The organism is Oceanibaculum pacificum (assembly GCF_001618175.1).
Lineage (GTDB): Bacteria > Pseudomonadota > Alphaproteobacteria > Oceanibaculales > Oceanibaculaceae > Oceanibaculum > Oceanibaculum pacificum.
The window spans coordinates 1-25,645 of sequence record NZ_LPXN01000099.1 but is presented as its reverse complement, the minus strand read 5'-3'; the positions used below and the strand labels follow the sequence as shown (position 1 = coordinate 25,645).

At 66.1% G+C, this 25,645-nt stretch carries 20 protein-coding genes and 1 tRNA gene; 7 read left to right on the top strand and 14 right to left on the bottom strand.

Annotation, left to right across the window (positions count from 1 at the left end):
• Nucleotides 1-10: 10 nt before the first annotated feature.
• The 6 genes from AUP43_RS08170 to AUP43_RS08145 all read left to right on the top strand — a co-directional run bounded on the left by AUP43_RS08170 (nt 11) and on the right by AUP43_RS08145 (nt 10,947).
• Nucleotides 11-967, top strand: a complete 957-nt coding sequence (locus AUP43_RS08170) for a TAXI family TRAP transporter solute-binding subunit (RefSeq protein ID WP_198154851.1) — start codon at nt 11-13, stop codon at nt 965-967.
• Nucleotides 964-2,868: a TRAP transporter permease gene (locus tag AUP43_RS08165; RefSeq protein ID WP_084462651.1), complete on the top strand. Its 1,905-nt coding sequence runs from the start codon at nt 964-966 to the stop codon at nt 2,866-2,868. The genes AUP43_RS08170 and AUP43_RS08165 overlap by 4 nt, the downstream gene beginning before the upstream one ends.
• Nucleotides 2,869-3,066: 198 nt before the next feature.
• Nucleotides 3,067-4,323: an NHLP bacteriocin system secretion protein gene (locus tag AUP43_RS08160; RefSeq protein ID WP_067554961.1), complete on the top strand. Its 1,257-nt coding sequence runs from the start codon at nt 3,067-3,069 to the stop codon at nt 4,321-4,323.
• Nucleotides 4,324-4,326: 3 nt separating this feature from the next.
• Nucleotides 4,327-6,576, top strand: coding sequence for an NHLP family bacteriocin export ABC transporter peptidase/permease/ATPase subunit (locus tag AUP43_RS08155; RefSeq protein ID WP_084462650.1), 2,250 nt, complete (start codon nt 4,327-4,329; stop codon nt 6,574-6,576).
• Nucleotide 6,577: 1 nt separating this feature from the next.
• Complete coding sequence (locus AUP43_RS08150; protein WP_067554958.1) at nt 6,578-9,550, top strand: NHLP bacteriocin export ABC transporter permease/ATPase subunit; 2,973 nt, start codon at nt 6,578-6,580, stop codon at nt 9,548-9,550.
• A 14-nt stretch (nt 9,551-9,564) separates the two neighbouring features.
• A complete protein-coding gene (locus AUP43_RS08145; protein ID WP_084462649.1) occupies nt 9,565-10,947 on the top strand; it encodes a TolC family outer membrane protein in 1,383 nt (460 codons plus the stop codon).
• Nucleotides 10,948-11,029: 82 nt separating this feature from the next.
• On the opposite strand, the gene AUP43_RS19565 is transcribed toward AUP43_RS08145, so the two are convergent.
• The 14 genes from AUP43_RS19565 to miaA form a co-directional block, all read right to left on the bottom strand.
• Complete coding sequence (locus AUP43_RS19565) at nt 11,030-11,155, bottom strand: hypothetical protein (protein WP_269746871.1); 126 nt, start codon at nt 11,153-11,155, stop codon at nt 11,030-11,032.
• Nucleotides 11,156-11,547: 392 nt separating this feature from the next.
• Nucleotides 11,548-11,623, bottom strand: a tRNA-Lys gene (locus tag AUP43_RS08140).
• 120 nt (nt 11,624-11,743) lie between these two features.
• Nucleotides 11,744-12,889, bottom strand: a complete 1,146-nt coding sequence (rodA, locus tag AUP43_RS08135) for a rod shape-determining protein RodA (protein WP_067554955.1) — start codon at nt 12,887-12,889, stop codon at nt 11,744-11,746.
• Nucleotides 12,890-12,893: 4 nt separating this feature from the next.
• Entirely contained in the window at nt 12,894-14,780 is a 1,887-nt protein-coding gene (gene mrdA / locus AUP43_RS08130) for a penicillin-binding protein 2 (protein WP_067554953.1), read from the bottom strand.
• A 7-nt stretch (nt 14,781-14,787) separates the two neighbouring features.
• Nucleotides 14,788-15,297, bottom strand: a complete 510-nt coding sequence (gene mreD / locus AUP43_RS08125) for a rod shape-determining protein MreD (protein WP_067554950.1) — start codon at nt 15,295-15,297, stop codon at nt 14,788-14,790.
• Nucleotides 15,294-16,169, bottom strand: a complete 876-nt coding sequence (gene mreC / locus AUP43_RS08120) for a rod shape-determining protein MreC (RefSeq protein WP_067554946.1) — start codon at nt 16,167-16,169, stop codon at nt 15,294-15,296. The genes mreD and mreC overlap by 4 nt, the downstream gene beginning before the upstream one ends.
• Before the next feature lie 63 nt (nt 16,170-16,232).
• Nucleotides 16,233-17,273, bottom strand: coding sequence for a rod shape-determining protein (locus tag AUP43_RS08115; protein WP_067554943.1), 1,041 nt, complete (start codon nt 17,271-17,273; stop codon nt 16,233-16,235).
• A gap of 93 nt (nt 17,274-17,366) precedes the next feature.
• Complete coding sequence (locus tag AUP43_RS08110; RefSeq protein ID WP_067554940.1) at nt 17,367-18,920, bottom strand: 2-isopropylmalate synthase; 1,554 nt, start codon at nt 18,918-18,920, stop codon at nt 17,367-17,369.
• A 296-nt stretch (nt 18,921-19,216) separates the two neighbouring features.
• Entirely contained in the window at nt 19,217-19,636 is a 420-nt protein-coding gene (locus AUP43_RS08105) for a helix-turn-helix domain-containing protein (protein WP_067554937.1), read from the bottom strand.
• Nucleotides 19,637-19,646: 10 nt separating this feature from the next.
• Nucleotides 19,647-19,946 carry a type II toxin-antitoxin system HigB family toxin gene (locus AUP43_RS08100; RefSeq protein WP_067554934.1) on the bottom strand — a complete coding sequence of 100 codons (300 nt, stop codon included), beginning with the start codon at nt 19,944-19,946 and terminating at the stop codon, nt 19,647-19,649.
• A 105-nt stretch (nt 19,947-20,051) separates the two neighbouring features.
• Nucleotides 20,052-21,071, bottom strand: coding sequence for a ketol-acid reductoisomerase (gene ilvC, locus AUP43_RS08095; protein ID WP_067554929.1), 1,020 nt, complete (start codon nt 21,069-21,071; stop codon nt 20,052-20,054).
• Between the two features lie 64 nt (nt 21,072-21,135).
• Nucleotides 21,136-21,672 (bottom strand): acetolactate synthase small subunit, encoded by a 537-nt coding sequence (gene ilvN, locus AUP43_RS08090; protein ID WP_067554926.1) that lies wholly within the window; start codon nt 21,670-21,672, stop codon nt 21,136-21,138.
• A gap of 80 nt (nt 21,673-21,752) precedes the next feature.
• Nucleotides 21,753-23,537, bottom strand: a complete 1,785-nt coding sequence (locus AUP43_RS08085; protein WP_232314932.1) for an acetolactate synthase 3 large subunit — start codon at nt 23,535-23,537, stop codon at nt 21,753-21,755.
• An 86-nt stretch (nt 23,538-23,623) separates the two neighbouring features.
• Entirely contained in the window at nt 23,624-24,613 is a 990-nt protein-coding gene (gene miaA, locus AUP43_RS08080) for a tRNA (adenosine(37)-N6)-dimethylallyltransferase MiaA (protein ID WP_067554920.1), read from the bottom strand.
• Nucleotides 24,614-24,694: 81 nt separating this feature from the next.
• Between miaA and serB the strand changes: the two genes are divergently transcribed.
• Entirely contained in the window at nt 24,695-25,591 is an 897-nt protein-coding gene (gene serB / locus AUP43_RS08075) for a phosphoserine phosphatase SerB (protein WP_067554915.1), read from the top strand.
• Nucleotides 25,592-25,645 lie beyond the last annotated feature (54 nt).

The following is a 25,645-nucleotide window of genomic DNA, read 5'->3' as shown; positions in this document are numbered from 1 at the left end:
AGGACCAACCATGCGTAAACTCTTCATGGCCTGTGCGCTTACCGCGCTGATCGCCACGCCCGCCGCCGCCCAGCAGAAGCTGCTGATCGGCTCCACCAGCAGCTCGTCGTCGCATTACGGCTATTTCGTCGCGCTGTCGCAGCTCATCAACGCCAAGGTGAAGGGCGTCGAGACCTCGGTGGTCGAGACCGGCGCCACGGTCGACAATCTGCGCCGGCTGGCCCGCAAGCAGATCGATATGGGGCTGGTGACCACCAATACCGGCTACCAGGCCTATGCCGGCCTGGCCGCCTTCGAGGGCAAGCCGGTCGATACCCGCCTGCTGTGGGTCTATGTGCCGGCACCGCAGAACATCGTGGTGCGCAAGGATAGCGGCGTCGACAGCGTCGCCGGGCTGAAAGGCAAGAAGTTCAATCCGGGCCTGCGCGGTTCCGCCACCGAGGCGACCACCGACGCGGTGTTCAAGCTACTCGGCCTGGAGGTCGATGCCGTACGCGGCTCCACCACCGACATTGTCGATGCCGTGAAGGACAACCGCGCCATCGGCTATGTGAAAAGCGGCGCCGGCAACAAGCTCGACGGCTCGACGCTGGACATCAACACCTTCTCGCCGATCAAGGTGCTGTCGCTGACCAAGGAGGAGGCCGACAAGATCGCCAAGGGCATGCCCGAGGTGAGCGTCGTCACCGTGCCGGCGGGCGCTGCCGAGGGCGTGCCGGCCTACACCACCTGGAGCATCGGCATCGCCGTGCATGCGCATCCCGACATGTCGGATGAGGTTGCCTACCAGATCACCAAGGCGGCAATGGAAGACAAGGAGATGCAGGCCGGCGCGATGGCCGAGCTGAAGGGCGTCGACCTGATGCAGGTGACGGTCGATTACGGCTCGATCCCGCTGCATGCGGGTGCTGCCAAGTACTTCAAGGAGAAGGGCGTAACCCTGCCTGAGCGGATCGCGCCGAAATGAGTTCCGAAGAGGTCCAGCTGAACGATGAGGGCCGGCCGCTGGGCCGGTCCTCCCGCGTGATTGCCGGGCTGACCCGCCTGCTGGCGGTATCGCTGGGCCTCTTCGTTCTCTATACGGCGGCGTTCGGGCAGTTCGAAAGCCTGATCCAGCGCGCCGTCTTCACCGGCTTCGTGGTGGCGGTGACGCTGCTGCTCTATCCGCTGGGGGCGGGCCGCCCCTGGCGGCCTCTGGGGGCTGTCGTCGACCTGGCGCTGGTGCTGGTGTCGCTGGCCGCCTGCTTCTACATCACCGTGAACCACGCCGTCATCATGACCTCGCTGCCGATGGCGGAGAGTCACGACATATGGCTGACGGTCGGGCTGGTAATCGCCGTGCTGGAGGCCGCGCGCCGCGCCGTCGGCGTGATCTTTCCCGGCATCGTGCTGGCCGGGCTGGCCTATGCCTTTTTCGGGCAGTATCTCAGCGGCCCGCTGGCGCATCGCGGCTTCGATATTTATTTCGTCACCGAGACGCTGCTGCTGGGCGATCTGGGCATCTGGGGCATGCTGACCAGCGTCGCCTCCACCACCATCGCCGCCTTCGTATTGTTCGGCAGCATGCTGCTCTATACCGGCACCGGCCAGACCTTCATGGATCTGGCCGCGCGCATCGGCGGGCGCAGCCCCGGCGGCGCGGCGAAGATCGCCACCATCGCCTCCGGCCTGTTCGGCACGATCAGCGGCAGCGCGGTGGCCAATGTGGCGACCACGGGCAATTTCACCATTCCGCTGATGAAGCGCACCGGCTACCGCCCGGCTTTCGCCGGCGCGGTGGAGGCGGTGGCGTCGACCGGCGGGCAGATCGCGCCGCCGATCATGGGCGCGGCCGCCTTCGTGATGGCCGAGATTCTCGGCATCGGCTACGCCGACGTGATGATCGCGGCGATCATGCCGGCCTTCCTGTTCTATCTCGGCGTCTTCCTGACCGTGCATGTCGCCGCCCTGCGCGGCCGGCTGCCGCTGGTGCCGGAGGATCAGATCCCAAGCTGGGCCTCGGTGCTGCGCCTGGCCCGACTGCTGCCCATCGTGGCGGCCTTTGGCGGGCTGCTGATCGGCGTGTTCACCGGCCGGTCGGTGCAGACCTCGGCCTTCTGGGGCATCGCCGCCCTGGTCGTGGCGCATGTGCTGGTGCGCGTGCGTTCGCTGCAGGACGCCAAGGACATGGCGCGCCTGCTGGTGAACGCGCTGGACGATGCCGGGCGCGGGCTGGTGCTGATCGGCGTGCTGCTGGTCGGCGCGCAGATATTGGTGGCGATGATCAACATGACCGGCGTGGGCATCTCGCTCTCCAGCCTGATCGCCAGCCTGGCCGGCAATTCGATCTTCCTGCTGGCGCTGCTGGTCGCCGCCATCTGCATGGTGCTGGGCATGGGCATCCCGACCACGGCGGCCTATGTGCTGGTCGCCGCCGTGCTGGCCCCGGCGCTGACCCGCTCCGGCGTGGAGCCGATCGTGGCGCATATGTTCGTGTTCTACTTCGCCACCATCTCGGTCATCACGCCGCCGGTCTGCGTCGCCGTGTTCATCGCCGCCGGGCTGGCCCGCACGCCCTGGCTGCCGGTCGGCATCGAGGCGGTGAAGCTGGCCGCCGTCACCTATGTGGTGCCGTTCCTGTTCCTCATGTATCCGGGCATGCTGGCCGCCGGCGGCTGGCTGGCCATCGGCGAGGCCTTGCTGTCCGGCGTGCTGTTCGTGATCGCCTTCGCCATCCTGTTCGGCGGGGCGCGGATAACGCGCTGGCGCGTGGTGGACATCGCGGCGCCGCTGGTCATGGCCGGGCTCGCCATAGCACCCTATGCCGGCGGGCTGATCGCCTCCGCCATCATCGGCGCCGGGCTGATCTTCCTCTGGGCGCGGCGCTGAGCCAAGCCGACAACGCACTATCCCTTCGGTCGCTTGCCATAATAGGATGACACGAAGACGGCCGGGGCGCGGATCGCGGGAAACGCCGCTTTCCGAATGGCTTCGCCGACCGGCCAAGCCTTTTCGAAAGGCAGGAAGGGTCGGGGCGGCGCGGCCGACTCCCGGTGGCGATAAGGGCGAGCGAGGGGGAACGACCCATTGTCCAGTAACGTTTTCCGCAAGGCGGCGCTGGAGCGGCTGTCCTCGCCGGAACAACTGGATCGTCTGGTGACGGTCACCACCCCGAAGGCCTGGCTGGCCCTGATCATGCTGATCGTGATGGCGCTGGCGGCCCTTGTGTGGGGCGTGTTCGGCCGCATTCCCACCCGGGTCGACGGGCAGGGCATCCTGATCAGCAGCGGCGGCCGCGTCGTCAGCGTGCAATCCACCGGGGCCGGCAGCCTGAGCGAGATACTGGTCGCGGTCGGCGACCCCGTGGCCGCCGGCCAGACCGTCGCCCGGCTGACCCAGACCGATGCCGAACAGCGGCTGCAAAATGCCCACGCCGTATTGCTGGAGCGCCAGGATGCGCTGGCCCGCGCGGAGACGCTGGCGGCGCAGGAACGCGAGATCAAGCAGGAGAATTTCGAGCGCCGCCGCCGCGCCCTGCGCGACCGGCTGCAAGCCAGCCAGCAGCGCCTGACCTTCCTGGAGCAGCGGCTGCGCGACGAGGAGCAATTGCTGCGCGAGCGCATCCTGACCCGCGAGATCGTCGCCCGCACGCGCGACGAATATAACCGCGCCGCCCAGGAAGTCGCGGAGGTGCGCAACACCATCGCCCAGCAGGAAGCCGAAGAGCTGGATTTGCTGAGCAGCCTGGAAAACCGGGTGCGCGCCGCCAAGGATTCGGTAGCCGAGGCCGAGCGCGACATCGCGCAGATCCGCGTTTCCCTGGATCGCGCCCGCACCGTGCTGGCCCCGGAAAGCGGCGTGGTGACGGAAATCAAGGCGACCGCCGGCCAGTTCGTGCAGGAAGGCCAGTCGCTCTTCACCTTCCAGTCGGGCGGTGCGGCGCTCGATCTGGTGCTCTATATCCCGCCGCAGCAAGGCAAGCGCATCGAGGCCGGCATGGCCGCGCAAATCTCCCCCGCCACGGCGAAGCGCGAGGAGTTCGGCACGATCTACGGCACCGTCGCCTCGGTGTCGGACTTCCCGGCCACCTTGGACGGCATGCGCGCCCTGCTGCAGAATGACGAGCTGGCGCGCAGCTTCTCCCAGGGCGGGCCGCCCTATGTGGCGCGCATCACGCTGGCCCCCGATCCCGATACCACCAGCGGCTATCGCTGGTCTTCCGCCAAGGGGGCGGCGCTGGCGCTGTCGGCGGGCACGCTGGCCAGCGCCGAGATCACCGTGACGGAGCAGGCGCCGATCACCATGGTGGTGCCGCTGCTGCGCGAATTCACCGGTCTTTTCTAGGCGATGAGCGGTACAAACCCTTTCCAGCCGCCGAGCCCGGGCGACGCCGAGACGCTGCGGGCCAACGCGCCGAAGGGCGGCAAGCGGTTCCGCACGCCCACCATCCTGCAGATGGAGGCGACGGAATGCGGCGCCGCCAGCCTAGCGATGGTCCTGGCCCATCACGGGCGCTGGGTGCCACTGGAGGTGCTGCGCCTGGAATGCGATGTCTCGCGCGACGGCTCCAAGGCGGCCAATATTCTGCGCGCCGCCCGCCGCCTGGGGCTGGCCGCGAAGGGCTACCGGCGCGAGCCCGGCAGCGTGGCCAACCTGCCATTCCCGATGATCCTGTTCTGGAACTTCAATCATTTCCTGGTTCTGGAGGGCATCGACTACAAGGCGAAAAAGGTCTGGCTGAACGATCCCGCCAGCGGCCCGCGCGTGATCTCGCTGGAGGAATTCGACCAGGCCTTCACCGGCGTCTGCCTGGCGTTCCAGAAGACCGCGGCGTTCGAGACCGGCGGCCAGCGGCCTGGGATCTGGGGGATGCTGGCGCGCCGCCTCGGCGGCTCCGGCGTCGGCCTCAGCTTCGTGCTGCTGGCGACGCTGCTGCTGGTGGTGCCGGGACTCGTCATCCCGGTCTTCTCCAAGATATTCGTCGATGATGTTCTGATCGGCGGCACTGAAAGATGGCTGGCTCCCCTGCTGATCGGCATGGGGGTCACGGCGGTCCTGCGCGCGCTGCTGACCTGGATGCAGCAGATTTTCCTCGCCCGGCTGGAAATGAAGCTGGCGCTGAACGCCTCGGCGCAATTCTTCTGGCATGTGCTGCGCCTGCCGGTCGAATTCTTCGCCCAGCGTTTCGCCGGCGATATCAGCAGCCGGGTGGCCGCCAACGAGCGGGTGGCGAAAATCCTCTCCGGGCAATTGGCCACCAATGTCATCGGCCTGGTCACGCTGGTGTTCTACGCCGCCGTGATGATGTTCTACGATGTGGTGCTCACCCTTATCGGCGTCGGCTTCGCCCTGCTGAACTTCGTCGCCCTGAGGGCCGTCGCGCGCAATCGCGAGGATAGCAGCCGCCGCCTGGTGACCGAGCAGGGCAAGCTGGGCGCCGCCTCGATCAGCGGCATCCAACTGATCGAAACGCTGAAATCCAGCGGTTCGGAAGGCGATTTCTTCGCCAAATGGTCCGGCCTGCAGGCGAAGTATCTGAACGCCCAGCAGGCGCTGGCCTCGACCACCACGCTGATCTCGGTGGCGCCGGTGCTGCTGGCCGCCTTGTCGACCGCGCTGGTGCTGGCGGTGGGCGGCTTCCGGGTGATCGAGGGGGCGCTGACCATTGGCGCGCTGGTCGCCTTCCAGAGCCTGCTGGCCAGCTTCGCCGCGCCGATCGAGGCGCTGGTCGGGCTGGGCGGCGAAATCCAGGCGGTGAAGGGCGATCTGGCGCGCATCGACGACGTGCTGAAATATCGCAGCGAGGAGCGGCTGGACCAGACCGAGAAGATGTTCGCCACCACCACGCCGGCCCGGCCGCTGCCGGCCAAACTGTCGGGGCGGGTGGAGCTGCGCGATCTGGTGTTCGGCTATAACCGCACGGCCAAGCCGTTGATCGACGGGCTGAACCTGGTGATCGAGCCGGGCCAGCGGGTGGCGTTGATCGGTGGATCGGGCAGCGGCAAATCGACCGTGGCGCGGATTGCCTGCGGCCTGTACCGACCCTGGTCCGGCGCGGTGCTGTATGACGGCATCGCGCTGTCTGAAATGCCGCACGCCTACTTCGCCAATTCGGTATCGACGGTGGACCAGGAAATCTTCCTGTTCGCCGGCACGGTGCGCGAGAATATCGCCATGTGGGATCCGACCGTCTCGGAGGAGATGGTGACCCAGGCGCTGCGCGACGCCAACCTTCTGGACATCATCGAAAGCCGCCATGGGCGCTATGAATCGCCGGTGGCGGAGAACGGCGCCAATTTCAGCGGCGGCCAGCGCCAGCGGTTGGAGATCGCCCGCGCGCTCGCCAACAACCCGTCGGTGCTGATCCTGGACGAGGCGACCTCCGCGCTCGACCCCATCGTGGAGAAGAAGATCGACGAGAATCTGCGCCGGCGTGGCTGCACCTGCCTCATCGTCGCGCATCGCCTCAGCACGATCCGCGATTGCGACGAGATCATCGTGCTGGAGCGCGGCGTGGTCGCGCAACGCGGCCGGCACGAGGATATGGTCGAGATCGACGGCCCCTATCGCCGGCTGATCAGCTCGGGGGAGGCATGAGATGACCGCCGACCCCACGGCGCTGAACTACGACAGTTTCGATGCCGAACTGCTGGCCAAGATCGACGGCGTGAAGCTGTCGGTCGGCTATCACAACCCGTTCCTGGCGACCGATCCCGGCCTGGTCTGGCTGGTGCTGAAGGGCAGCGTGGATATCTATGCCGTGCCGCTGTCGGATGGCGCCGTGGCCGGCACCGGCCGGCATCTGATGCGGATCGAGGCGGGGGAGCTGATCTTCGGCATGCCGCCGATCGAGGACGATCTGGCGGCGCCCGACGGCACCGACCGGCGGATCGGCCTGCGGGCCGTGGCGATCATGGGCACCGAGCTGTTCCGCGCGCCGCGCCGCGACCTGGAGCAGGATGATTTCGACCTCATCGTGGTCGACTGGATCGACCGCTGGCTGACCCAGCTGTCGGAGATCGTAGCACCCGGCAGCGGTGCGCGCCCCACCGCGCTGCTGGAGGCGGAGCCGGACATCGCCCATGCCGATGGCGCGGTGCTGGCGCCGCAGCGCGGCGACGTGATCTGGACCCGCATCGAGCAGGGCGAGGCGCTGATCCTGGGCGATGAAGGGCTGGTGCTGCGGCCGGACGGCCCCTTGCTGCCGATGGCGAAGAATATGGGTCTGACCTGCCGGGGCCAATGCGTGCTGTCCTCCGTCTATACGCCGACCGCGCTGTTCCGGGGCGAGTTGTGGGACAATCTGGACCGCTTCCATCATCTGGTCGTGCATATCGTGCGCGATATCCGCCGCCGCGACCTGGCGGTGGAAAGCGAACGGCTGGAGGCCAAGGCCAGCGCCAATCGCGGGATTTTCCAGCACGCGCTGAGCGAAATCGGCGGCGTGCTGATGGGCGGCGAATCGGCGGTCCGCGCCCCCGGCCTTTCCGGCAATGCGCTGCTGGAGGCGATGATGCTGGTCGGCCACGCCGTCGGCATCAGGATCGTCGCCCCGAGGCAACGCGACGAGCGCCGGCTGGAAACGCCGCTGGCCGACATCGCCCGACACTCGCACATCCGCGTGCGGCGGGTCGTGCTGCTGGAGAATTGGTACCGGCGCGACAATGGCCCCCTGCTGGCCTTCCTGGGGCCGGAAAAGCACCCGGTCGCCCTGCTGCCGGACGGCATAGCCGCCTACCGGATGACCGACCCGGCGACCGGCCGCACCGTACCGGTGACCGCCGGCATCGCCGAGGAACTGTCCGGCGAAGCCTATGTGCTGTACCGCCCGTTTCCGGCCAAGGCGCTGACTCTCGGCGAATTGCTGCGCTTCGGCGCGCGCGGGCTGAAGCGCGAATTCCAGATGACGGCGGCGATGGGCATGCTGGCCGGGCTGGTCGCGCTGGCGACGCCGATCGCCACCGGTTATCTGTTTTCCAGCATCGTGCCGCGCGCCGATATTGACATGCATCTGATGGTCATCGCCGGCCTGATCCTGGCGGCCTTCGGCACCGCGGCCTTCACCGTCACCCGCAGCTTCGCCATGTTGCGGATCCAGGCGCGGATGGATTCCAGCATCCAGACCGCCGTCTGGGATCGGCTGCTGGCGCTGCCCATCCCGTTCTTCCGCGCCTATTCCTCCGGCGATCTGGCCGACCGCGCGAACGGCATCAACGCGATCCGCGAGATCATGACCGGCACGGTGATGCAGGCGACGCTGAACGCCATCTTCTCGCTGTTCAGCCTGGCGCTGCTGTTCTGGTACAGCTGGAAGCTGGCGGCGGTGGCGATGGGCGTGGTGCTGCTGATGCTGGGAATCTCCACGGCGCTGCTTATCGTGCAGATTCCCTATCAGCGCAAGATGATCGGCCTCAGCGGTCGCCTCGACGGGCTGGTCTTCCAGCTGTTGACCGGCATATCGAAGCTGCGCATATCGGGCAGCGAGCCGCGCGCCTTCGCCCGCTGGAGCGAGGAATTCACCCATGTGAACCGGCTCGGCTACAAGCTGCGCTATCTCAACGCCCTGCAACAAATGATGGTGGAGATATTCCCGGTCATCGCCGCGATGATCCTGTTCGCCGCGATTATCTGGATGCTGGACCAGCCCGCTGTGGCCGGCCAGTCCCGCGGCTTCGGCATCGGCGATTTCCTGTCCTTCAACGCTGCCTTCGGCCAGTTCAGCCTGGCGATGATGGGGCTGCTGGGCATCGCCAATACGATGCTGGCCGTCGTGCCGCTCTATGAGCGCGTGAAGCCGATCCTGGAGACGCTGCCGGAAATCTCCGCCGACAAGGCCGATCCCGGCGCCATCGACGGCGATATCGAATTCAGCCGCATCATCTTCCATTACGACGATTCCGCCCCGCCGGTGATCAACGACGTGTCGCTGACGATCGAGAGCGGCAGCTATGTCGCCTTCGTCGGCGCGTCGGGCTCCGGCAAATCGACGCTGGTGCGCCTGCTGCTGGGCTTCGAGCAGCCGCAATCCGGCGGTGTCTATATCGACGGCAAGGACCTTAGCGGCCTCGACATGATGGCGGTGCGCCGGCAGATCGGCGTGGTGTTGCAGAATGGCCGGATCATGGCCGGGTCGATCTTCGACAATATCGTCGGCAGCCTGCCGCTGACGCTCGACGATGCGTGGGAAGCCGCGCGCATGGCCGGCTTCGCCCAGGATATCGAGCAGATGCCGATGGGCATGCACACAGTTCTCTCGGACGGAGCGGGCACCCTGTCGGGCGGGCAACGCCAGCGCCTGATGATCGCCCGCGCCCTGGTGCACAAGCCGCGCATCCTGATCCTCGACGAGGCGACCTCCGCGCTGGACAATCAGACCCAGGCCATCGTCAATAACAGCCTGGCGAAGATGAACATGACCCGGCTGGTCGTCGCCCACCGGCTTTCCACCATCGAGCATGTCGACCGCATCTTCGTCATGCGCCACGGCCGGATCATCGAAAGCGGCGATTTCAACAGCCTGATGGCGCTGGACGGCGAATTCGCCGATCTGGCCCGCCGGCAGATCCTCTAGGAGGCGGCACAGCCATGACCGCGCCCTGGAGGCTGACCCGCCCGCTCCGCGGCCTGCTGGCCGTTCCCCTGGCCGCCGCGCTCCTCTGCCTGCCGCCGCTGCTGCCGGCGGCGGCGGAAAGCCTGGTCGAGGCGCTGGTCGCCACCTACCAGAACAATGCCGACCTGCTGGCCGCGCGCGAGGAGCTGCGCGTGGTGAACGAGCAGCGCCCGCAGGCCATCGCCGGCTGGCTGCCCACGGTGACCGTGCAAGGCACCCTCGACGATACCAGCCGGGAGGGCGACCGGCTGGGCGCCAGCGACCAGCGCACCGTCAGCGAGGCGCTGCAATATCGCCAGGGCCTGTATCGCGGGGGCGCCTTGTCGGCCAATCTGGCACAGGCGGAAAATACCATCCGGCGCCAACGCGCCCTGCTGCTGAACACCGAGCAACAGGTGCTGCTGAATGCCGCCAGCATCTATATGGACGTCATCCAGAACGCCGCCATCGTCGAGCTGAACCGCAGCAATATCCGCGTGCTGGAGGAAAGGCTGCGGGCGACCGAGGCGATGTTCCGCGTCGGCGACATGACGCAGGCCGACCTGTCGCAGGCGCAGACCCGGCTGGCGCAGGCCCGCGCCGCGCTGATCGCCGCCCAGGGCACGCTGGACAGCACGCGCGCCACCTACCGGCAGATCGTCGGCAATGCCCCGGCCGCGCTGCAGGCGCCCGGACCGCTGGGCGGCCTGCCCGGGCAGATCGAGGATGCGGTGGTGATCGCGCTGCGCGAGAACCCCACCCTGGTCGCCGCCGATCTGGCGGAGCGCGTGGCCCGCAACCAGGTGCGCGCCCGGCTTGGCGCGCTGCTGCCCTCGGTCGATCTGGTGGGCGAGTTGCGGCGCGACGATTACCGCGTCGCCACGCCCGACACGCGCGGCGAATCCGCCAGCGCCCAACTGCAGGTGACCGTGCCTCTATACCAGTCCGGGGCGGAATATTCCCGCGTGCGCGAGGCCAAGAAGCTGGCCAACCAACGACAGATCGAAACCATCTCGCTGACCCGCAAGGTGGAGGAACAGGTGGTGCGCGCCTGGCAGGATCTGGACACTGCACGGGCCAGCGTCGAGGCCTATCGCCAGCAGGTCGCCGCCGCCGAACAGGCGCTGGCCAGCGTCCAGCGCGAGGTCGATATCGGCCGCCGCCCGCTGCTCGACCTGCTCGACGCCCAGCAGGAACTGCTGGATGCCCAGGTCAATCTGGTCATCCAGCAGCGCAACGCCACGGTGAATGAATTCGCCCTGCTGAACGCCCTGGGCGGCCTGACCGCGCGCGGCCTGCAACTGCCGACCGATTATTTCGACCCGGAAGCCGATTACGAGACGACCAGATGGCGGCTGTTCGGCACCGGCATCGACTGAAAAAAAGGAGGATGCGAGCCTGCCACGCGCTTATAAGAGACTGCACAGCGCGGGAAAGGACCCGCGGGCAGTCTATTCGGAATTAGCGCACGCCGGGCCGGGGCTTGTCCTCCTGATCGCTATCCCGCTTCACGATGTAAAGCATGATGACGGCCATCAACAGGCCGGCGGCAGGCATGAGCAACAGCGCCAATGTTTCCAGCGTCATGGTTTCAGCCTCCGTAAAACGGCACGCGCTATAAGATGTATGCCGAAAGCGGCCAGGAAACAACTGACGCTGATTCCCAACAATGATTTGTCGAGCGTCCTGCCGTCATAGAGCCTGGTTAGCAAGGGCGCGAAACCGCCCACAGCGAATATGGCGATGGATAAGCCATTCAGCCATGTTGCGGACAGTTTGATCCTCTCATTATGGACTAGGCTCATCCTGCCCCCGTAGGCCGTCACGTTTCCCTACCCTGCCATAATTGGCGGGGTTTTCCATGCCGGTCTCTCCGCGCGCGCCCAATCCTGCGCTTGGCCGGAAGCGTCCTTTGTTACCTATTTCGATCCTGAATCGAAAAGGGGTCAGACCGATCCGGCCTAACCCCTTGTTCTGAATGGTGGGCGCAGTAGGACTCGAACCTACGACCCGCTGATTAAGAGTCAGCTGCTCTACCAACTGAGCTATGCGCCCCCCGGGGCGGGATCGGGAGCCTTGAGGCCCGCATCCCGTAAGGAGGCGTGCGATATAGCAAAGCGGTTGGGGCTTGTCGAGCTAAAACCCGCCCCCGGCCGCCTCTCCATCCTCGTCCCGTCAATCCTCGTCGAGGCCGCCCCGGCCGATGCGCAGGTCGCGGTGGATATAGACGCCCATCAGCAGGCCAAAGCTCATCATCAGCGTCAGCATCGCCGTGCCGCCGTAGGAGATCAACGGCAGCGGGATGCCGACCACCGGCATCAGCCCGGTGACCATGGCGATGTTGATGCAGAAATACAGGAAGAAATTCACCGTCAGCCCCAGGCCCAGCAGCCGGGCGAACTGGCTGCGGGCGCGCAGCGCGATGGCGAAGCCATAGATCACGATCAGCACATACAGGCCGATAAGGCCCGAGGCGCCGACCATGCCGAATTCCTCCGCCAGCATGGTGAAAATGAAGTCGGTCTGCTTTTCCGGCAGGAATTGCAGATGGCTCTGGGTGCCTTGCAGGAACCCCTTGCCGAACAGACCGCCGGAGCCGAGCGCGATCTGCGACTGCATGATGTGATAGCCGGCGCCCAGCGGATCGTTCTCCGGGTTGAGGAAGGTCAGCACCCTCTGGCGCTGATATTCGCGCAGCATGCCCCAGGCAATGGGAAAGCAGGCCAGCCCGATGCCGCCGACCAGCAGGAATTTCCAGAGCCGCACCCCGGCCAGGAACAGCAGCGCCGTGCCGGCCATGATCAGCATGCCCGCCGTGCCGAGGTCGGGCTGCTTGAGCACCAGCAACGCCGGCGCGGCGATCATCAGCACCGGCATCAGCACCATCATCGGCCGGCCGGTCTCCTCATGGCCGACGCCATGGAAATAACGCGCCAGCGCCAGGATCAGCGCCACCTTCATGATTTCCGAGGGCTGGATTTGAATGATGCCGAAATCGATCCAGCGCTGCGCGCCCATGCCGATATCGCCGGCCACCTCCACCACCACCAGCAGCGCCAGCGCCACCAGGTAGATCGCATAGGACCAGCGCATCCAGAAGCGTACATCCACCATCGCGATGACCAGCATCAACACCAGCGCGCCGCTGAAACGGACCATCTGGCGCACGGCCCAGGGCTCCCAATTGCCATTCGCCGCCGAATAGAGCATGGCAAAGCCGATCGAGCAGACCACCGCCAGCAGGATGATCAGCATCCAGTTCAGCTGCAGCAGCTTCTGCCCCAGGGTCATTTCGCGGTTGGAGAAGGCGCCGAAGCTCATGGCCTCATCCTTCCTGACGCGGCAAGCCGGCGATGGGGCGGCCGCGCATCGGGTCGCGCTTTTGCGTCTCGATCAGCAAATCGCGGGCGATCGGCGCCGCCACGGCCGAACCGCCGCCGCCATGCTCGACGATAATGGCGCAGCAATAGCGCGGCTGATCGACCGGCGCATAGCCGACGAACAGCGCGTGGTCGCGATATTTCCAGGGCAGATCCTCGTTCTTCTTCACGCCCGCCAAGCGCTCGGCCATCGAAATCCGGCGCACCTGGGCGGTGCCGGTCTTGCCGCCCATCTCCATGCCGGCCTCGGCTATGCGGGCGCGATAGGCCGTGCCGCCCGGCTCGTTCATCACCGCCGACATGCCCTCACGCACGATGCGCAGATGCTCGGCCGAGATCCCCATCGAGGGGAAGCCCAGCTCCGGCACCAGATTGGCGCCCGGCACGCCCAGCCCGTCGCCCGGCTGCCGGCGGATCAGATGCGGATTGACGGCGATGCCGCCATTCACCAGCCGCGCGGTCATCACCGCCAACTGCAAGGGCGTGGTCAGCACATAGCCCTGGCCGATGCCGGCGATCAGCGTCTCGCCCTGGTGCCAGGACTTGCCCATCCGCCCCTGTTTCCAGGCCCGGCTGGGGATGATGCCGCCGCGTTCGCCCGGCAGGTCGAACCCCAGCACCTTGCCCAGCCCCAGGCGCTCGGCCATGGCCGCCACCCGGTCGATGCCGAGACGCTTGGCGATCTCGTAGAAATACACGTCGCAGGAATGCTTCAGCCCGTCATGCATGTCCATATGGCCGTGACCGCCCTTCTTCCAGCAATGGAAGCGGGTGTCCCCCAACTCCATATGGCCGGGGCAGAAGACGCGCTGCTTGGGCGTAATGACGCCGGCCTCCAGCGCCGCCAAGGCGACCACCATCTTGAAGGTGGAGCCCGGCGCGTATTGGCCGGAGATGGCCTTGTTGTTCAGCGGGCCGCGCTCGTTGGAGATCAGCTCCTCCCACTCCTTCGGCGTCAGGCCTCGATTGAAGGCGTTCGGGTCGAAGCCTGGGGTGGAGGCCAGCGCCAGAACGTCGCCATTATGGACGTCCAGGATGACCGCCGCCGCACTCTCCGCGCCCAGCCGCTCCATGGCGAAGCGCTGCAATTCCGTATCGATGGTGATTTCGATGCGCCGGCCCGGCGTGCCCTCGTCGCGCGATAATTCGCGGATCACCCGGCCCAGCGCGTTCACCTCGACCTGGCTGGTGCCCGCCTTGCCGCGCAGATACTCATCATAGACCCGCTCGACGCCGTTCTTGCCGATGCGGAAATCCGGCAGCTCCAGCAGCGGATCGCCGGTCAGCTCGGATTCCGAGACGGCGGCGACATAGCCCAGCACATGCGCCAGCGTCTCGCCATAGGGGTAGAAGCGGCTGAGGCCGACTTCGATGGCGACGCCCGGCAGGTCGGGGGCGTTGACCTCGACGCGGCTCACATCCTCCCAGGTCAGATTCTCGCGCACGGTGATCGGCACGAAGGCGCGCTTGCGCTTCATCTCGCGCAGCACGCGGCGCATCTCGCGTTCCGGCAGGTCGATCAGCCGGCCCAGACGCTCTAGCGTCGCCGGCACGTCGCGCGCCTGCTCGCGCACCACGACGACCCGGTAATTCTTCTCGTTGATCGCCAAGGGCACGCCGAACCGGTCGACGATCTCGCCGCGCGGCGGCGGCAGCAGGCGGATATTGATGCGGTTATCCTCGGCCAGCACCGTATAGCGGTCGGCCTCGACCACCTGCAGATAATACAGCCGCCCCAGCAGCGCCCCGACCATGCCGAGTTGCGCCCCGCCCAGCAGCAGCGCGCGCCGGGTGAACACCCTCTGTCGTTCCTGATCGCGATCCTTCAACATCGGCAGCTCAGCGGATCAAATGGCGGTGGATGGCGACGAACAGCATCGCCAGGCAGGGGAACAGCGCAACCGTCAGCAGATACTGGAACAGCGCCGCCCGCGCCTCCACGAAGCTACTGCTCAACACCGAAATCATCAACCAGGCCAGCAGGGTGGCCAGCGCCGCCAGCACGGCGAAGCCGATCCAAGCGATGAAGAAGGGCCGTTTCAGAAAGGCCCGGCGCTGGCCCAGCGCCAGGCCATAGACGAACAGCAGGCACACCGTGCCCACCCCCAGCGGGGTGCCGGTGATCGCATCCTCCAGCACGCCGATCAGGAACACCGCGCCGGCGGGAAACAGGTCGGGCCGGTAGACCGCCCAGTAGAACACCGCCATCGTCGTATAGGCCGGCACGATGCTGCCGAGATAAGGCAGGCCGGTCGGCACCGCGCCGATAAAGGCCAGCATCACCGTCAGTACGACCGGGAGGGAACGTCGCGCCCAAACGTCGAGCCGTTGGGCGACGGTCATTTTCATGGAGCCGGTATCCGCAATCCCGGATCCGACTCGGCAGCGTCGCGTATGCCGAAATTCACCAGCCGGAGATATTCCAGCTTGTGCCATTCGACGAAAGGCTTCACCCGGATATCATGGTCGCTGACCGAGATCACCACGCCCACCGGCAGGCCCGGCGGGAAAGCGCCAGCATGGCCGGACGTCACCACCCGGTCGCCCGGCGAAATCTTGGCGTTGCCGTCGAGATAGAGCAGCCGCGGCCGGTCGGAATTATCGCCGGCCAGGATCGCCCGGTCGCGCGAGCTTTCGATCACCACCGGAATGCGGGAGTTCAGGTCGGTCAGCAGCAGCACGCGGGCATGCTGGTAGCCCACCTCCGCGACGCGGCCGGCCAGCCCCTGGCCGGTCATCGCCGCCTGGCCCTTGGCGACCGCCTGGCGCGTCCCGGCATTGATCAGCACGCTGCGCACAAAGGGGCCGCCGCTATCGCCGATAACCCGGCCGGTCACGAAGGTGGCCGCCGGTTCGGGCGTGAAATCGGTGAGGGAGCGCAGCGTGCGGTTCTCGGCCTCCAGCCGGCGGGCGACCACCTGCCATTGCATCAGCCGTTCGTTCTGCTCGCGCAGCCGGGCATTCTCCGCCCGCAGATCGCGCAGCTCGCGGCCCTGCTGCAGCAAGTCCGACACGGTGGCGGCGGGATGCGACAGGAAGGTCAGGATCGGCGTGGTGGCGTCGGCGATGGCGATGCGGGCGCGCTCGACCAGCACCACATCCGCCTTGCCCAGCACCATCAGCGCGAAAGCGCCCAGGATGAGCAGGCCATAGGCGAATCGGTGCCAGAAACTTCTGAACGGTTCAGTAATACTGCTAAACGAACCGGATCGGCGTGCCACTTCGACCCCCGCGAGTCCTCGGCTATCGAGACCGCTATACTGTATAACGCAAATGAAAACTGATTAATAGGACCCGATCAGCACGCTCTTCAACGTCTTCATCTCTTCAAGGCAGCGGCCGGTGCCGAGCGCCACGCAGGTCAGCGGGTCGTCGGCGATGGAGACCGGCAGCCCCGTCGAGTGGCGCAGCACCAGGTCGAGATTGTTCAGCAGGCCGCCGCCGCCGGTGAGCACGATGCCCTTGTCGACGATATCGGCCGCCAGTTCGGGCGCGGTATGCTCCAGCGCCACCTTCACCGCCTCGATGATGGCGGAGACCGGCTCGGCCAGGCTCTCGGCGATCTGGCGCTGACTGATCACCAGTTCCTTTGGCACGCCATTCATCAAGTCGCGGCCCTTGATCTCCATCGTCTTGCCCTCGCCGTCTTCCGGCGGGCAGGCGGAGCCGATTTCTTTCTTGATCCGCTCGGCCGAGCCTTCGCCGACCAGCAGATTATGATGGCGGCGGATATAGGCGATGATCGCCTCGTCCATCTTGTCGCCGCCGACGCGCACGGAGCGGGAATAGACGATGCCGCCCAGCGACAGCACGGCCACCTCGGTGGTGCCGCCGCCAATATCGACGACCATGGAGCCGGTCGGCTCGGTCACCGGCAGGCCGGCGCCGATGGCGGCCGCCATCGGCTCCTCGATCAGGAACACCCGGCGCGCGCCGGCGCTCTCGGCCGATTCCTGGATGGCGCGGCGCTCGACGGCGGTGGAGCCCGACGGCACGCAGACGATGACCTGCGGGCTGGCGAAGCTGCGCCGGTTATGCACCTTGCGGATGAAATGCTTGATCATTTCCTCGGCGATCTCGAAATCCGCGATCACGCCATCGCGCAGCGGCCGGATCGCCTGGATGTTGCCGGGCGTTCGTCCCAGCATCTGCTTCGCCTCCTCGCCGACGGCCAGAACCTGCTTCTTGCCGCGGACATTGGCGATGGCGACCACCGACGGCTCGTTCAGGACGATGCCGCGACCCTTGACATATACCAGCGTATTCGCGGTGCCGAGGTCGATCGCCATATCGGCGGACAGCATGCCGAGGAGGTTAGCGAACATGGGTACTATCTTTTCTCACATCGAGGATTGATACGGAACCGGCGGGCCCGCGCCCGCCGGTCTCTTCTAAATGCCGCGATGCGTGCCTGTCGATCAAGCCGAAAGCGCCTCCGGCGCCTTCTTCTCGCGCTTCGTCAGCAATTTATTCAGCGCATGTATATACGCCTTAACGGAGGCAACGATGGTATCGCTGTCCGCGCCCTGTCCGTTGACTGTTTTTCCCTTCTCTTCCAGCCGCACCGTCACCTTGGCCTGGGCGTCGGTGCCCTCGGTCACGGCATGCACCTGGTAGAGCTGCAGCTTGGCTTCGTGCGGGCACAGCGCCTGGATGGCGTTGAAGGCGGCATCGACCGGCCCGTTGCCCTGCTGGGTGGCGGCCAGCGGCGCGCCATCCACCGTCAGCTCCAGCGCCGCCGTCTGCGGCCCCTTGGAGCCACAGGCGACCTGCAGCGAGACGAAGCGGATATGGTCGTTATGCTTGCCGACCGCATCGTCAACCAGCGCAACGATATCCTCGTCGAACAGGGTCTTCTTCTTGTCCGCCAGATCCTTGAAGCGGGTGAAGGCGTCGTTCAGGGCGTTGTCGCCCAGCTCGAAGCCCAGCTCCGCAAGCTTGGTGCGGAAGGCGTTGCGGCCGGAATGCTTGCCCATGACGATGTTGGACTTGTTCAGCCCGACCGATTCCGGCGTCATGATCTCGTAGGTCTGCGCGTTCTTCAGCATGCCGTCCTGATGGATGCCGCTTTCATGCGCGAAGGCGTTGGCGCCGACGATGGCCTTGTTCGGCTGCACCGCGAAACCGGTGATGGTGGAGACCAGCTTGGAGGCGCGGGTGATCATCGTGGTGTCGATGCCGGTCTGGAACGGCATGGAATCGTTGCGCGTGCGCAGCGCCATGACGATCTCTTCCAGCGCCGCGTTGCCGGCCCGCTCGCCCAGCCCGTTGATCGTGCATTCCACCTGGCGCGCGCCGGCCTTCACGGCAGCCAGCGAATTGGCCACAGCCAGGCCCAGATCGTTGTGGCAATGCACCGACAGGATCGCCTTGTCGATGTTCGGCACCCGGTTCAGCAGCATCTCGATCAGCGCGGCATATTCGTCCGGCACGGTGTAGCCGACCGTATCGGGCACATTGATGGTGCGCGCACCGGCCTTGATGGCGCTTTCCACGCAGCGGCACAGGAAATCATGCTCGGTGCGGCTGCCATCCTCGCAGCTCCACTCCACATCGTCGGTGAAGCGGCGCGCATAGGCAACGCTGTCGACCACCGCCTGGTGCACCTGGTCCGGTTCCTGCCGAAGCTTGTATTTCATGTGCAGCGGGCTGGTGGAGATGAAGGTGTGGATGCGCGGCCGCGCGGCCGGCTTCAACGCCTCGGCGGCGCGGTCGATATCCTTCTGCCCGGCGCGCGCCAGGCCGGCGATGATCGCGGTCTTGGCCCGCTTGGCGACCTCGTTCACGGCCTCGAAATCGCCGTTGGAGGCAATCGGGAAGCCGGCCTCGATGACGTCGACGCCCATCTCTTCCAGCAAGGCGGCGATCTGCAGCTTCTCTTCCAGATTCATCGACGCGCCGGGCGATTGCTCGCCGTCGCGCAAGGTGGTGTCGAAGATGACGATGCGGTTGGTGTCGGTGGCGGCATTCATGGTTCAATTCCTCTTATCGACCGGATGGCGTGCTTCGATTGATCCCCTGAACACCTGTCGCACCGATGCAGCAGTAATGCTCAGGGGCCGATAATTCGAAGCAGCCCGGCGAGGCCGAGGATCAGACCCAGCAGCAGGGAAAGGCCAAAAAACGGGCGCATATCGGTCTGGCGAGCGGGCATGGCCACAGCGCCCTTTCGGGGCCGGCGGACAATCCGTTCATTGCCAGGACGAGACACGGGCTTGGCGGTCCTTTCCTCGGTCGCGCCGACAAGGGGCGCGTCGCTCTTCATTCTCTACGATGGAGACCGGCCCCGCGCAACGGTTTTATGGGCGGCGGCAGGCACGGCCAGGGCGTAGGGCTTCATCAGACTGCCCGCCGAAAGCCCCCAATTACGATGCAGCATCCAGGCCTGGCGCAAGGTGAGCGCCCGCCGTCGATTGAGGATCTCCGAGGCCCGCGATTTGGAGCCGACCAGCTGCGCCAGATCGCTCTGCTGCAAGCCCTTTGCCTCCATGTGATAGCGGATGGCCTCGACCGCATCCGGCGCATCGACGCGATGATGCCTGGCCTCATAAGCTTCCACCAGCGTGGTCAGAACATCGAGCCGATCGCCCTCCTCGGTGCCGTAGGCGGCATCCATCAACCCCTCAATCTCTGCAAGGGTCGCCTCGTAGTCAGTTTCGTTTCGAATGGGCGTGATGGGCTTGAACATGCGCGCCTCACTAAATCTTCTCTGCATCGATGGCATCATATTCCGCATGGGTGCCGACGAAACGTACATAGCCGATGCGATAGGCGTAGTTGAACTTCACGATCAGCCGATACTTGTTTCCGGCAATGTTGAAAACGATCCGATTGTCGCCGATCACGCTGGCATTGCCGATGACCGTCTTTACATCCGCCGGCGTCGCCCAGTCAGCCTCGGCCGCCATTCCATACCAGGCCCGAAGCGGCTGTTCGCTGTCGCCGCGCCCATGCCGTTGCCAATGCAGGCGTAAGGTTTTGAGCGCGATGATCCGCATCTCACAACTCTATCAGGTTCCCAATATGGGAACAACGCCCGACCGGTAAAAGAGAAAGGCCCGGGATCGCTCCCGGGCCTTTGCCGTCTCGCCTGGAAGGCGGGATCAGTTCTTGGTCTTGTCGACCAGGCGGTTCTGGCCGATCCACGGCATCATCGCGCGCAGCTTCTCGCCCACTTCCTCGATCGGATGGGCGGCGGCCTTGGCGCGGGTCGCCTTGAAGGAGGTCTGGTTGACCTTGTTCTCCAGCATCCAGTTGCGGGTGAAGATGCCCGACTGGATGTCGTTCAGCACGCGCTTCATCTCGGCCTTGGTCTCGGCGGTGATGATGCGCGGGCCAGTGACGTATTCGCCATATTCGGCCGTGTTGGAGATCGAGTAATTCATGTTCGCGATGCCGCCCTCATAGATCAGGTCGACGATCAGCTTCACCTCGTGCAGACACTCGAAATAGGCCATCTCCGGCGCATAGCCGGCTTCCACCAGCGTCTCAAAGCCGGCGCGGATCAGCTCGACCAGGCCGCCGCAGAGCACGACCTGCTCGCCGAACAGATCGGTCTCGCACTCTTCCTTGAAGGTGGTCTCGATGATGCCGGCGCGGCCGCCGCCGATGGCGCAGGCGTAGGACAGCGCGATCTCCAGCGCGTTACCGGAATTGTTCTTGTCGATGGCGACCAGGCAGGGCACGCCGCCGCCGCGCTGATATTCCGAACGCACGGTGTGGCCCGGGCCCTTCGGCGCGATCATGAACACGTCGAGGTCGGAACGCGCCTCGATCAGATTGAAATGGATGTTCAGGCCGTGCGCGAAGCAGATCGCCGCGCCCTTCTTCATGTTCGGCGCCAGCTCGGCATTGTAGATGTCGGCCTGCAGCTCGTCCGGGGTCAGCATCATGACCACGTCGGCATCCTTCACCGCCTCGGTCGGGGTCTGCACCTTGAAGCCGGCGGCCTCCGCCTTCTTCGCCGTGGCGGAGCCGGCACGCAGGGCGACGACGACGTTCTTCACGCCGCTGTCCTTCAGATTGTTGGCGTGGGCATGGCCCTGGCTGCCGTAACCGACGATGACGATCTTCTTGTCCTTGATCAGGTTCACATCGGCGTCGCGATCGTAATAGACCCGCATGGCTTGAACTTCCTTCTACCTATTCGATTTTGGTTGGGTTGGATCGGCGTCGCCGCCGGATATGTTAAAGACCGTCCGCCTTGTCCCGCAGCATCGGCATTGAGACGTCGCTGCCGCGGGCGATGGCGACCACGCCGGTGCGCGACACCTCCACCTCGCCCAAAGCCGCCATCAGCTTGATGAAGGCGTCCAGCTTGCCGGCGGTGCCGGTCAGCTCGAAGGTGAAGCTGGAGAGCGTGCTGTCGAGCACACGGGCGCGAAAAGTATCGGCGATGCGCAGCGCCTCGATACGCTCCTCGCCGGTGTTGCAGACCTTGATCAGCGCCAGCTCGCGCTCGACATGCGCGCCCTCGGCGGTCAGATCCGCGACCTTGTGCACCGGCACCAGCCGGTCGAGCTGCGCCTTGATCTGCTGGATGATCATCGGCGTGCCGCTGGTGACCACGGTGATGCGCGACAGGCCATGCACCGAATCGACCTCGGAGACGGTGAGGCTTTCGATATTGTAGCCGCGCCCGGAGAACAGGCCGATCACGCGGGCGAGCACGCCCGGCTCGTTATCGACCAGCACGGCGATGGTATGGCGTTCGATGGCTTCCAAGACAAGGCTCCAGGATGGGGCGCCCGGCGCGGATTCGCGGGGCGGCAAGACGGGATGAGGCGGCGCGACCGAGGCGCGCCTTAGACGAGGACCATCCCCTCTTCCGAGGTGGGCTGCGCGGCGTGATCCTCCGGCCCCAGCAGCATCTCGTAATGCGCAGCGCCCGACGGGATCATCGGGAAGCAATTCTCCTTCTGGTCGACGCAGATATCGGCGATGACCGGGCGGTCGACCGCCAGCATCTCCTTGATCACGTCGTCCAGCTGGTCGGGGCGCTCGGCGCGCAGGCCGACCGCCTGGAAGGCTTCCGCCAGCTTCACGAAATCGGGCAGCGCCTCGGAATAGCTCTCCGAATAGCGGCCGCCATGCAGCAGCTCCTGCCACTGGCGCACCATGCCCATCCATTGATTGTTCAGGATGAACACCTTCACCGGCAGATTATACTGCGCCAGCGTGGACATCTCCTGGATGTTCATCATGATCGACGCCTCGCCGGCAATGTCGATCACCAGCGCGCCCGGATGCGCGATCTGCACGCCCATGGCGGCCGGCAGGCCATAACCCATGGTGCCGAGCCCGCCGGAGGTCATCCACCGGTTCGGCTGCTCGAAATGGAAATGCTGGGCGGCCCACATCTGATGCTGGCCGACCTCGGTGGTGATGTAGGTGTCGCGCTCGCGCGTCAGCTCATACAGCCGCTTGATGGCGTGCTGCGGCTTGATGGTCTGGATCGACGGACCGAATTTCAGCGAATCGCGGCTCTTCCAATTATCGATCTGCTTCCACCAGGCGGCCAGCGCCTTGCCGTCGGGCGAGATTTTCTCGCGCTCCCAGCGGCCGACGATCTCCTCCAGCACCGCCGTCACGTCACCGACCAGCGGCACGTCGACGCGGACATTCTTGTTGATCGAGGAGGGGTCGATGTCGATGTGGATCTTCTTCGAATTCGGCGAGAATTCGGTCAGCTTGCCGGTCACCCGGTCGTCGAAGCGCGCGCCGACGCACAACATGACATCGGCATTATACATGGCGAGATTCGCCTCGTAGGTGCCGTGCATACCCAGCATGCCCAGGAAATGCGGGTCGGAAGCCGGCACCGCGCCCAGGCCCATCAGGGTCAGCGTGCAGGGATAGCCCGACATCCGCACGAACTTGGTCAGCAGCTCCGACGCTTTCGGGCCGGAATTGATGATGCCGCCGCCGCCATAGATGATCGGCTTCTTTGCGCCGGCCAGCAGGCGCAGCGCCTCCTCGATCTTCACCGTGTCGCCCTGCACCTGCGGGCGATAGCTCTTGTGCAGCTTGCCGTCCGGCTTGCCGTAAGTGCCCTTGGCGAACAGGATGTCCTTCGGCAGATCGACCACCACCGGGCCGGGACGCCCGTTGGCCGCGACATAGAACGCCTCGTGCAGGGTGCGCGACATGTCGTTGACGTTCTTCACCAGGTAATTGTGCTTGGTGCACGGCCGGGTGATGCCGGTGGTGTCGGCCTCCTGGAAGGCGTCGTTGCCGATCAGATGCGTCGGCACCTGGCCGGTCAGGCAGACCACCGGGATGGAATCCATCAGCGCGTCGGTCAGACCGGTCACCGCATTGGTGGCGCCGGGACCGGAGGTGACCAGCACCACGCCGACCTTGCCGGTGGAGCGGGCATAGCCTTCCGCCGCGTGCACGGCGGCCTGCTCGTGGCGCACCAGGATGTGGCGGATGCGGTTGTTCTTGAAGATCTCGTCATAGATCGGCAGCACCGCGCCGCCCGGATAGCCGAAGATAACCTCGACGCCCTGATCCTCAAGGGCGCGCAGCACCATCGCGGCGCCGCTCATATCCTCCTGGGTTTCTAGGGTCGTGTTGTCCGTCGACATCGAAATGATCCTCGGGTCCTTGGCGAAAGGCAAAAAGCAACCTGCCAGCCATGCTAACAGGGCTTGGGAGGGCGGAAGCTAGACCGTCAAATCGCATCGGTCAACCCAGATTGACGAATTTTCGAAAAGATTTCATCGGGTGGGCTTGTCGAATATTGCGCCCCGACTCCGGTCTCGAAAATCTCCGACTCCGGCATCTGGTGACGGAACCAGGTTACCTGCCGCTTGGCGTAGCGCCGCGTCTCGCGCTGCGCGGCGTCGATCGCCGCGTCAAGATCGACCGCGCCGGCCAGATAGGCAGCCAGCTCCCGCACACCCAGCGCCTTCATCACCGGCAGGGCGGGGGCCAGCCCGCGCGCCATCAGCGCCGCCACCTCATCCAGCGCGCCCGCCTCCACCATGCGCCGGAGCCGCCCGTCGCAGGCGGCGTACAGCGCGTCCCGCGGCGGCAGCAGGGTGAAGGACTGGAAATCCAGATGCGCCGCCCCGCCGACGGGTGCGGCCCGCTGCCAGTCGGCCAGCGAGCGGCCGGTGGCCGCCAGCACCTCCCAGGCGCGGATCAGCCGCTGCGTGTTGCCGGGATGCAGGCGGCCCGCCATCACCGGGTCGCGCGCCGCCAGCGCGGCATGGAAGGCTGCGTTGCCCAGCCGCCGCAGCAGCGCCGTCGCCTCCTCCCGCGCCGATTCCGGCACGGCGGGCACCGGGGCGATGCCGCGCATCAGCGTGGCGAGATACAGCCCGGTGCCGCCGCACAGCACCGGCAGCAGGCCGGCTGCGTGGGCGGCGTCGATCTCGGCCAGCGCCAAATCCCGCCAACGCCCGGCCGAACAGGCCTCCGCCCCGTCCAGCACGCCATAGAGACGGTGCGGCGCCTGCGCCTCCTCGGCTTCCGAGGGCCGCGCGGTGAGCAGGCACAGATCGCGGTAGATTTGCATCGAATCGGCGTTGATCACGACGCCCCGGAAGGCGCGCGCGATGGCAACGGCCAGGCCGGATTTGCCGCTGGCGGTGGGGCCGGCGATCACGATCACCGGCCTTGCCGGGCGCGCGACGGTAGCCCCGGTACCTTTCGTCATCGCTTCTTCCCTTTTCCTGCGTCGTCCCGGGGGCTAGATAACGGAAGGCTGGATACCGGCGTGCCCATTTCGAGGAAACCCATGTCTTTCGTACTGACCCTGATCGCGAACCCGTCCCGTCCGGCGCTGGACGATAGCATGATGGAGGCCGCCGCTTCAGCCCTCCGCGCCGCCGGGGCCAAGCCGGCCCCGGCCGACTGGCTGGCCCCCGGCGAGGCGGCCGATATCGGCTTCGACGGCGTCCAGCCGGCCGAGGCGGAGGCCGCGATCCGCGCGCAGCTGAACGGCGCGCCGGTCGATCTCGGCGTGCAGCCCGCCCAGGGCCGGCGCAAGAAGCTGCTGCTCGCCGACATGGATTCCACCATCGTCACCAGCGAGACGCTGGACGAGCTGGCCGCCTATGCCGGCCTGAAGGAGAAGATCGCCGCCATCACCGCGCGCTCGATGAATGGCGAGATCGATTTCGCCACCGCGCTGCGCGAGCGCGTCGCCATGCTGAAGGGCCTATCCGCCGACGCGCTGGACAAGACCTATGAAGGCGTGGAGCTGACGCCGGGTGCGCGCACCCTGGTGCAGACCATGCGCGCGAACGGCGCGCACACCGCGCTGGTCTCCGGTGGCTTCACCTGGTTCACCGGCCGGGTGCGCGAGCGCTGCGGCTTCCACCTCGACCGCGCCAATGTGCTGAATATCGAAAACGGCGCGCTGACCGGCACGGTGGGCGAGCCGATCCTGGACCGCGACGCCAAGCTGCAGGCCTTGACCGAACTCTCCGCCGACCTCGGCATCACCCCCGACGCGGCGGTGACGGTGGGCGACGGCGCCAACGACCTCGCCATGCTGAAAGCCGCCGGCCTCGGCGTCGCCTTCCGCGCCAAACCCATCGTCGCCGCAGAAGCGCGCTTCCGGCTGGATTACGCGGACCTTACGGCCCTGCTGTATTTGCAAGGGTATCGAAAGGGGGAGTTGGTGGGGTAGGAGAGGCGTTTCACCCACACCTGTCATTGCCGGGCTTGACCCGGCAATCCAGGG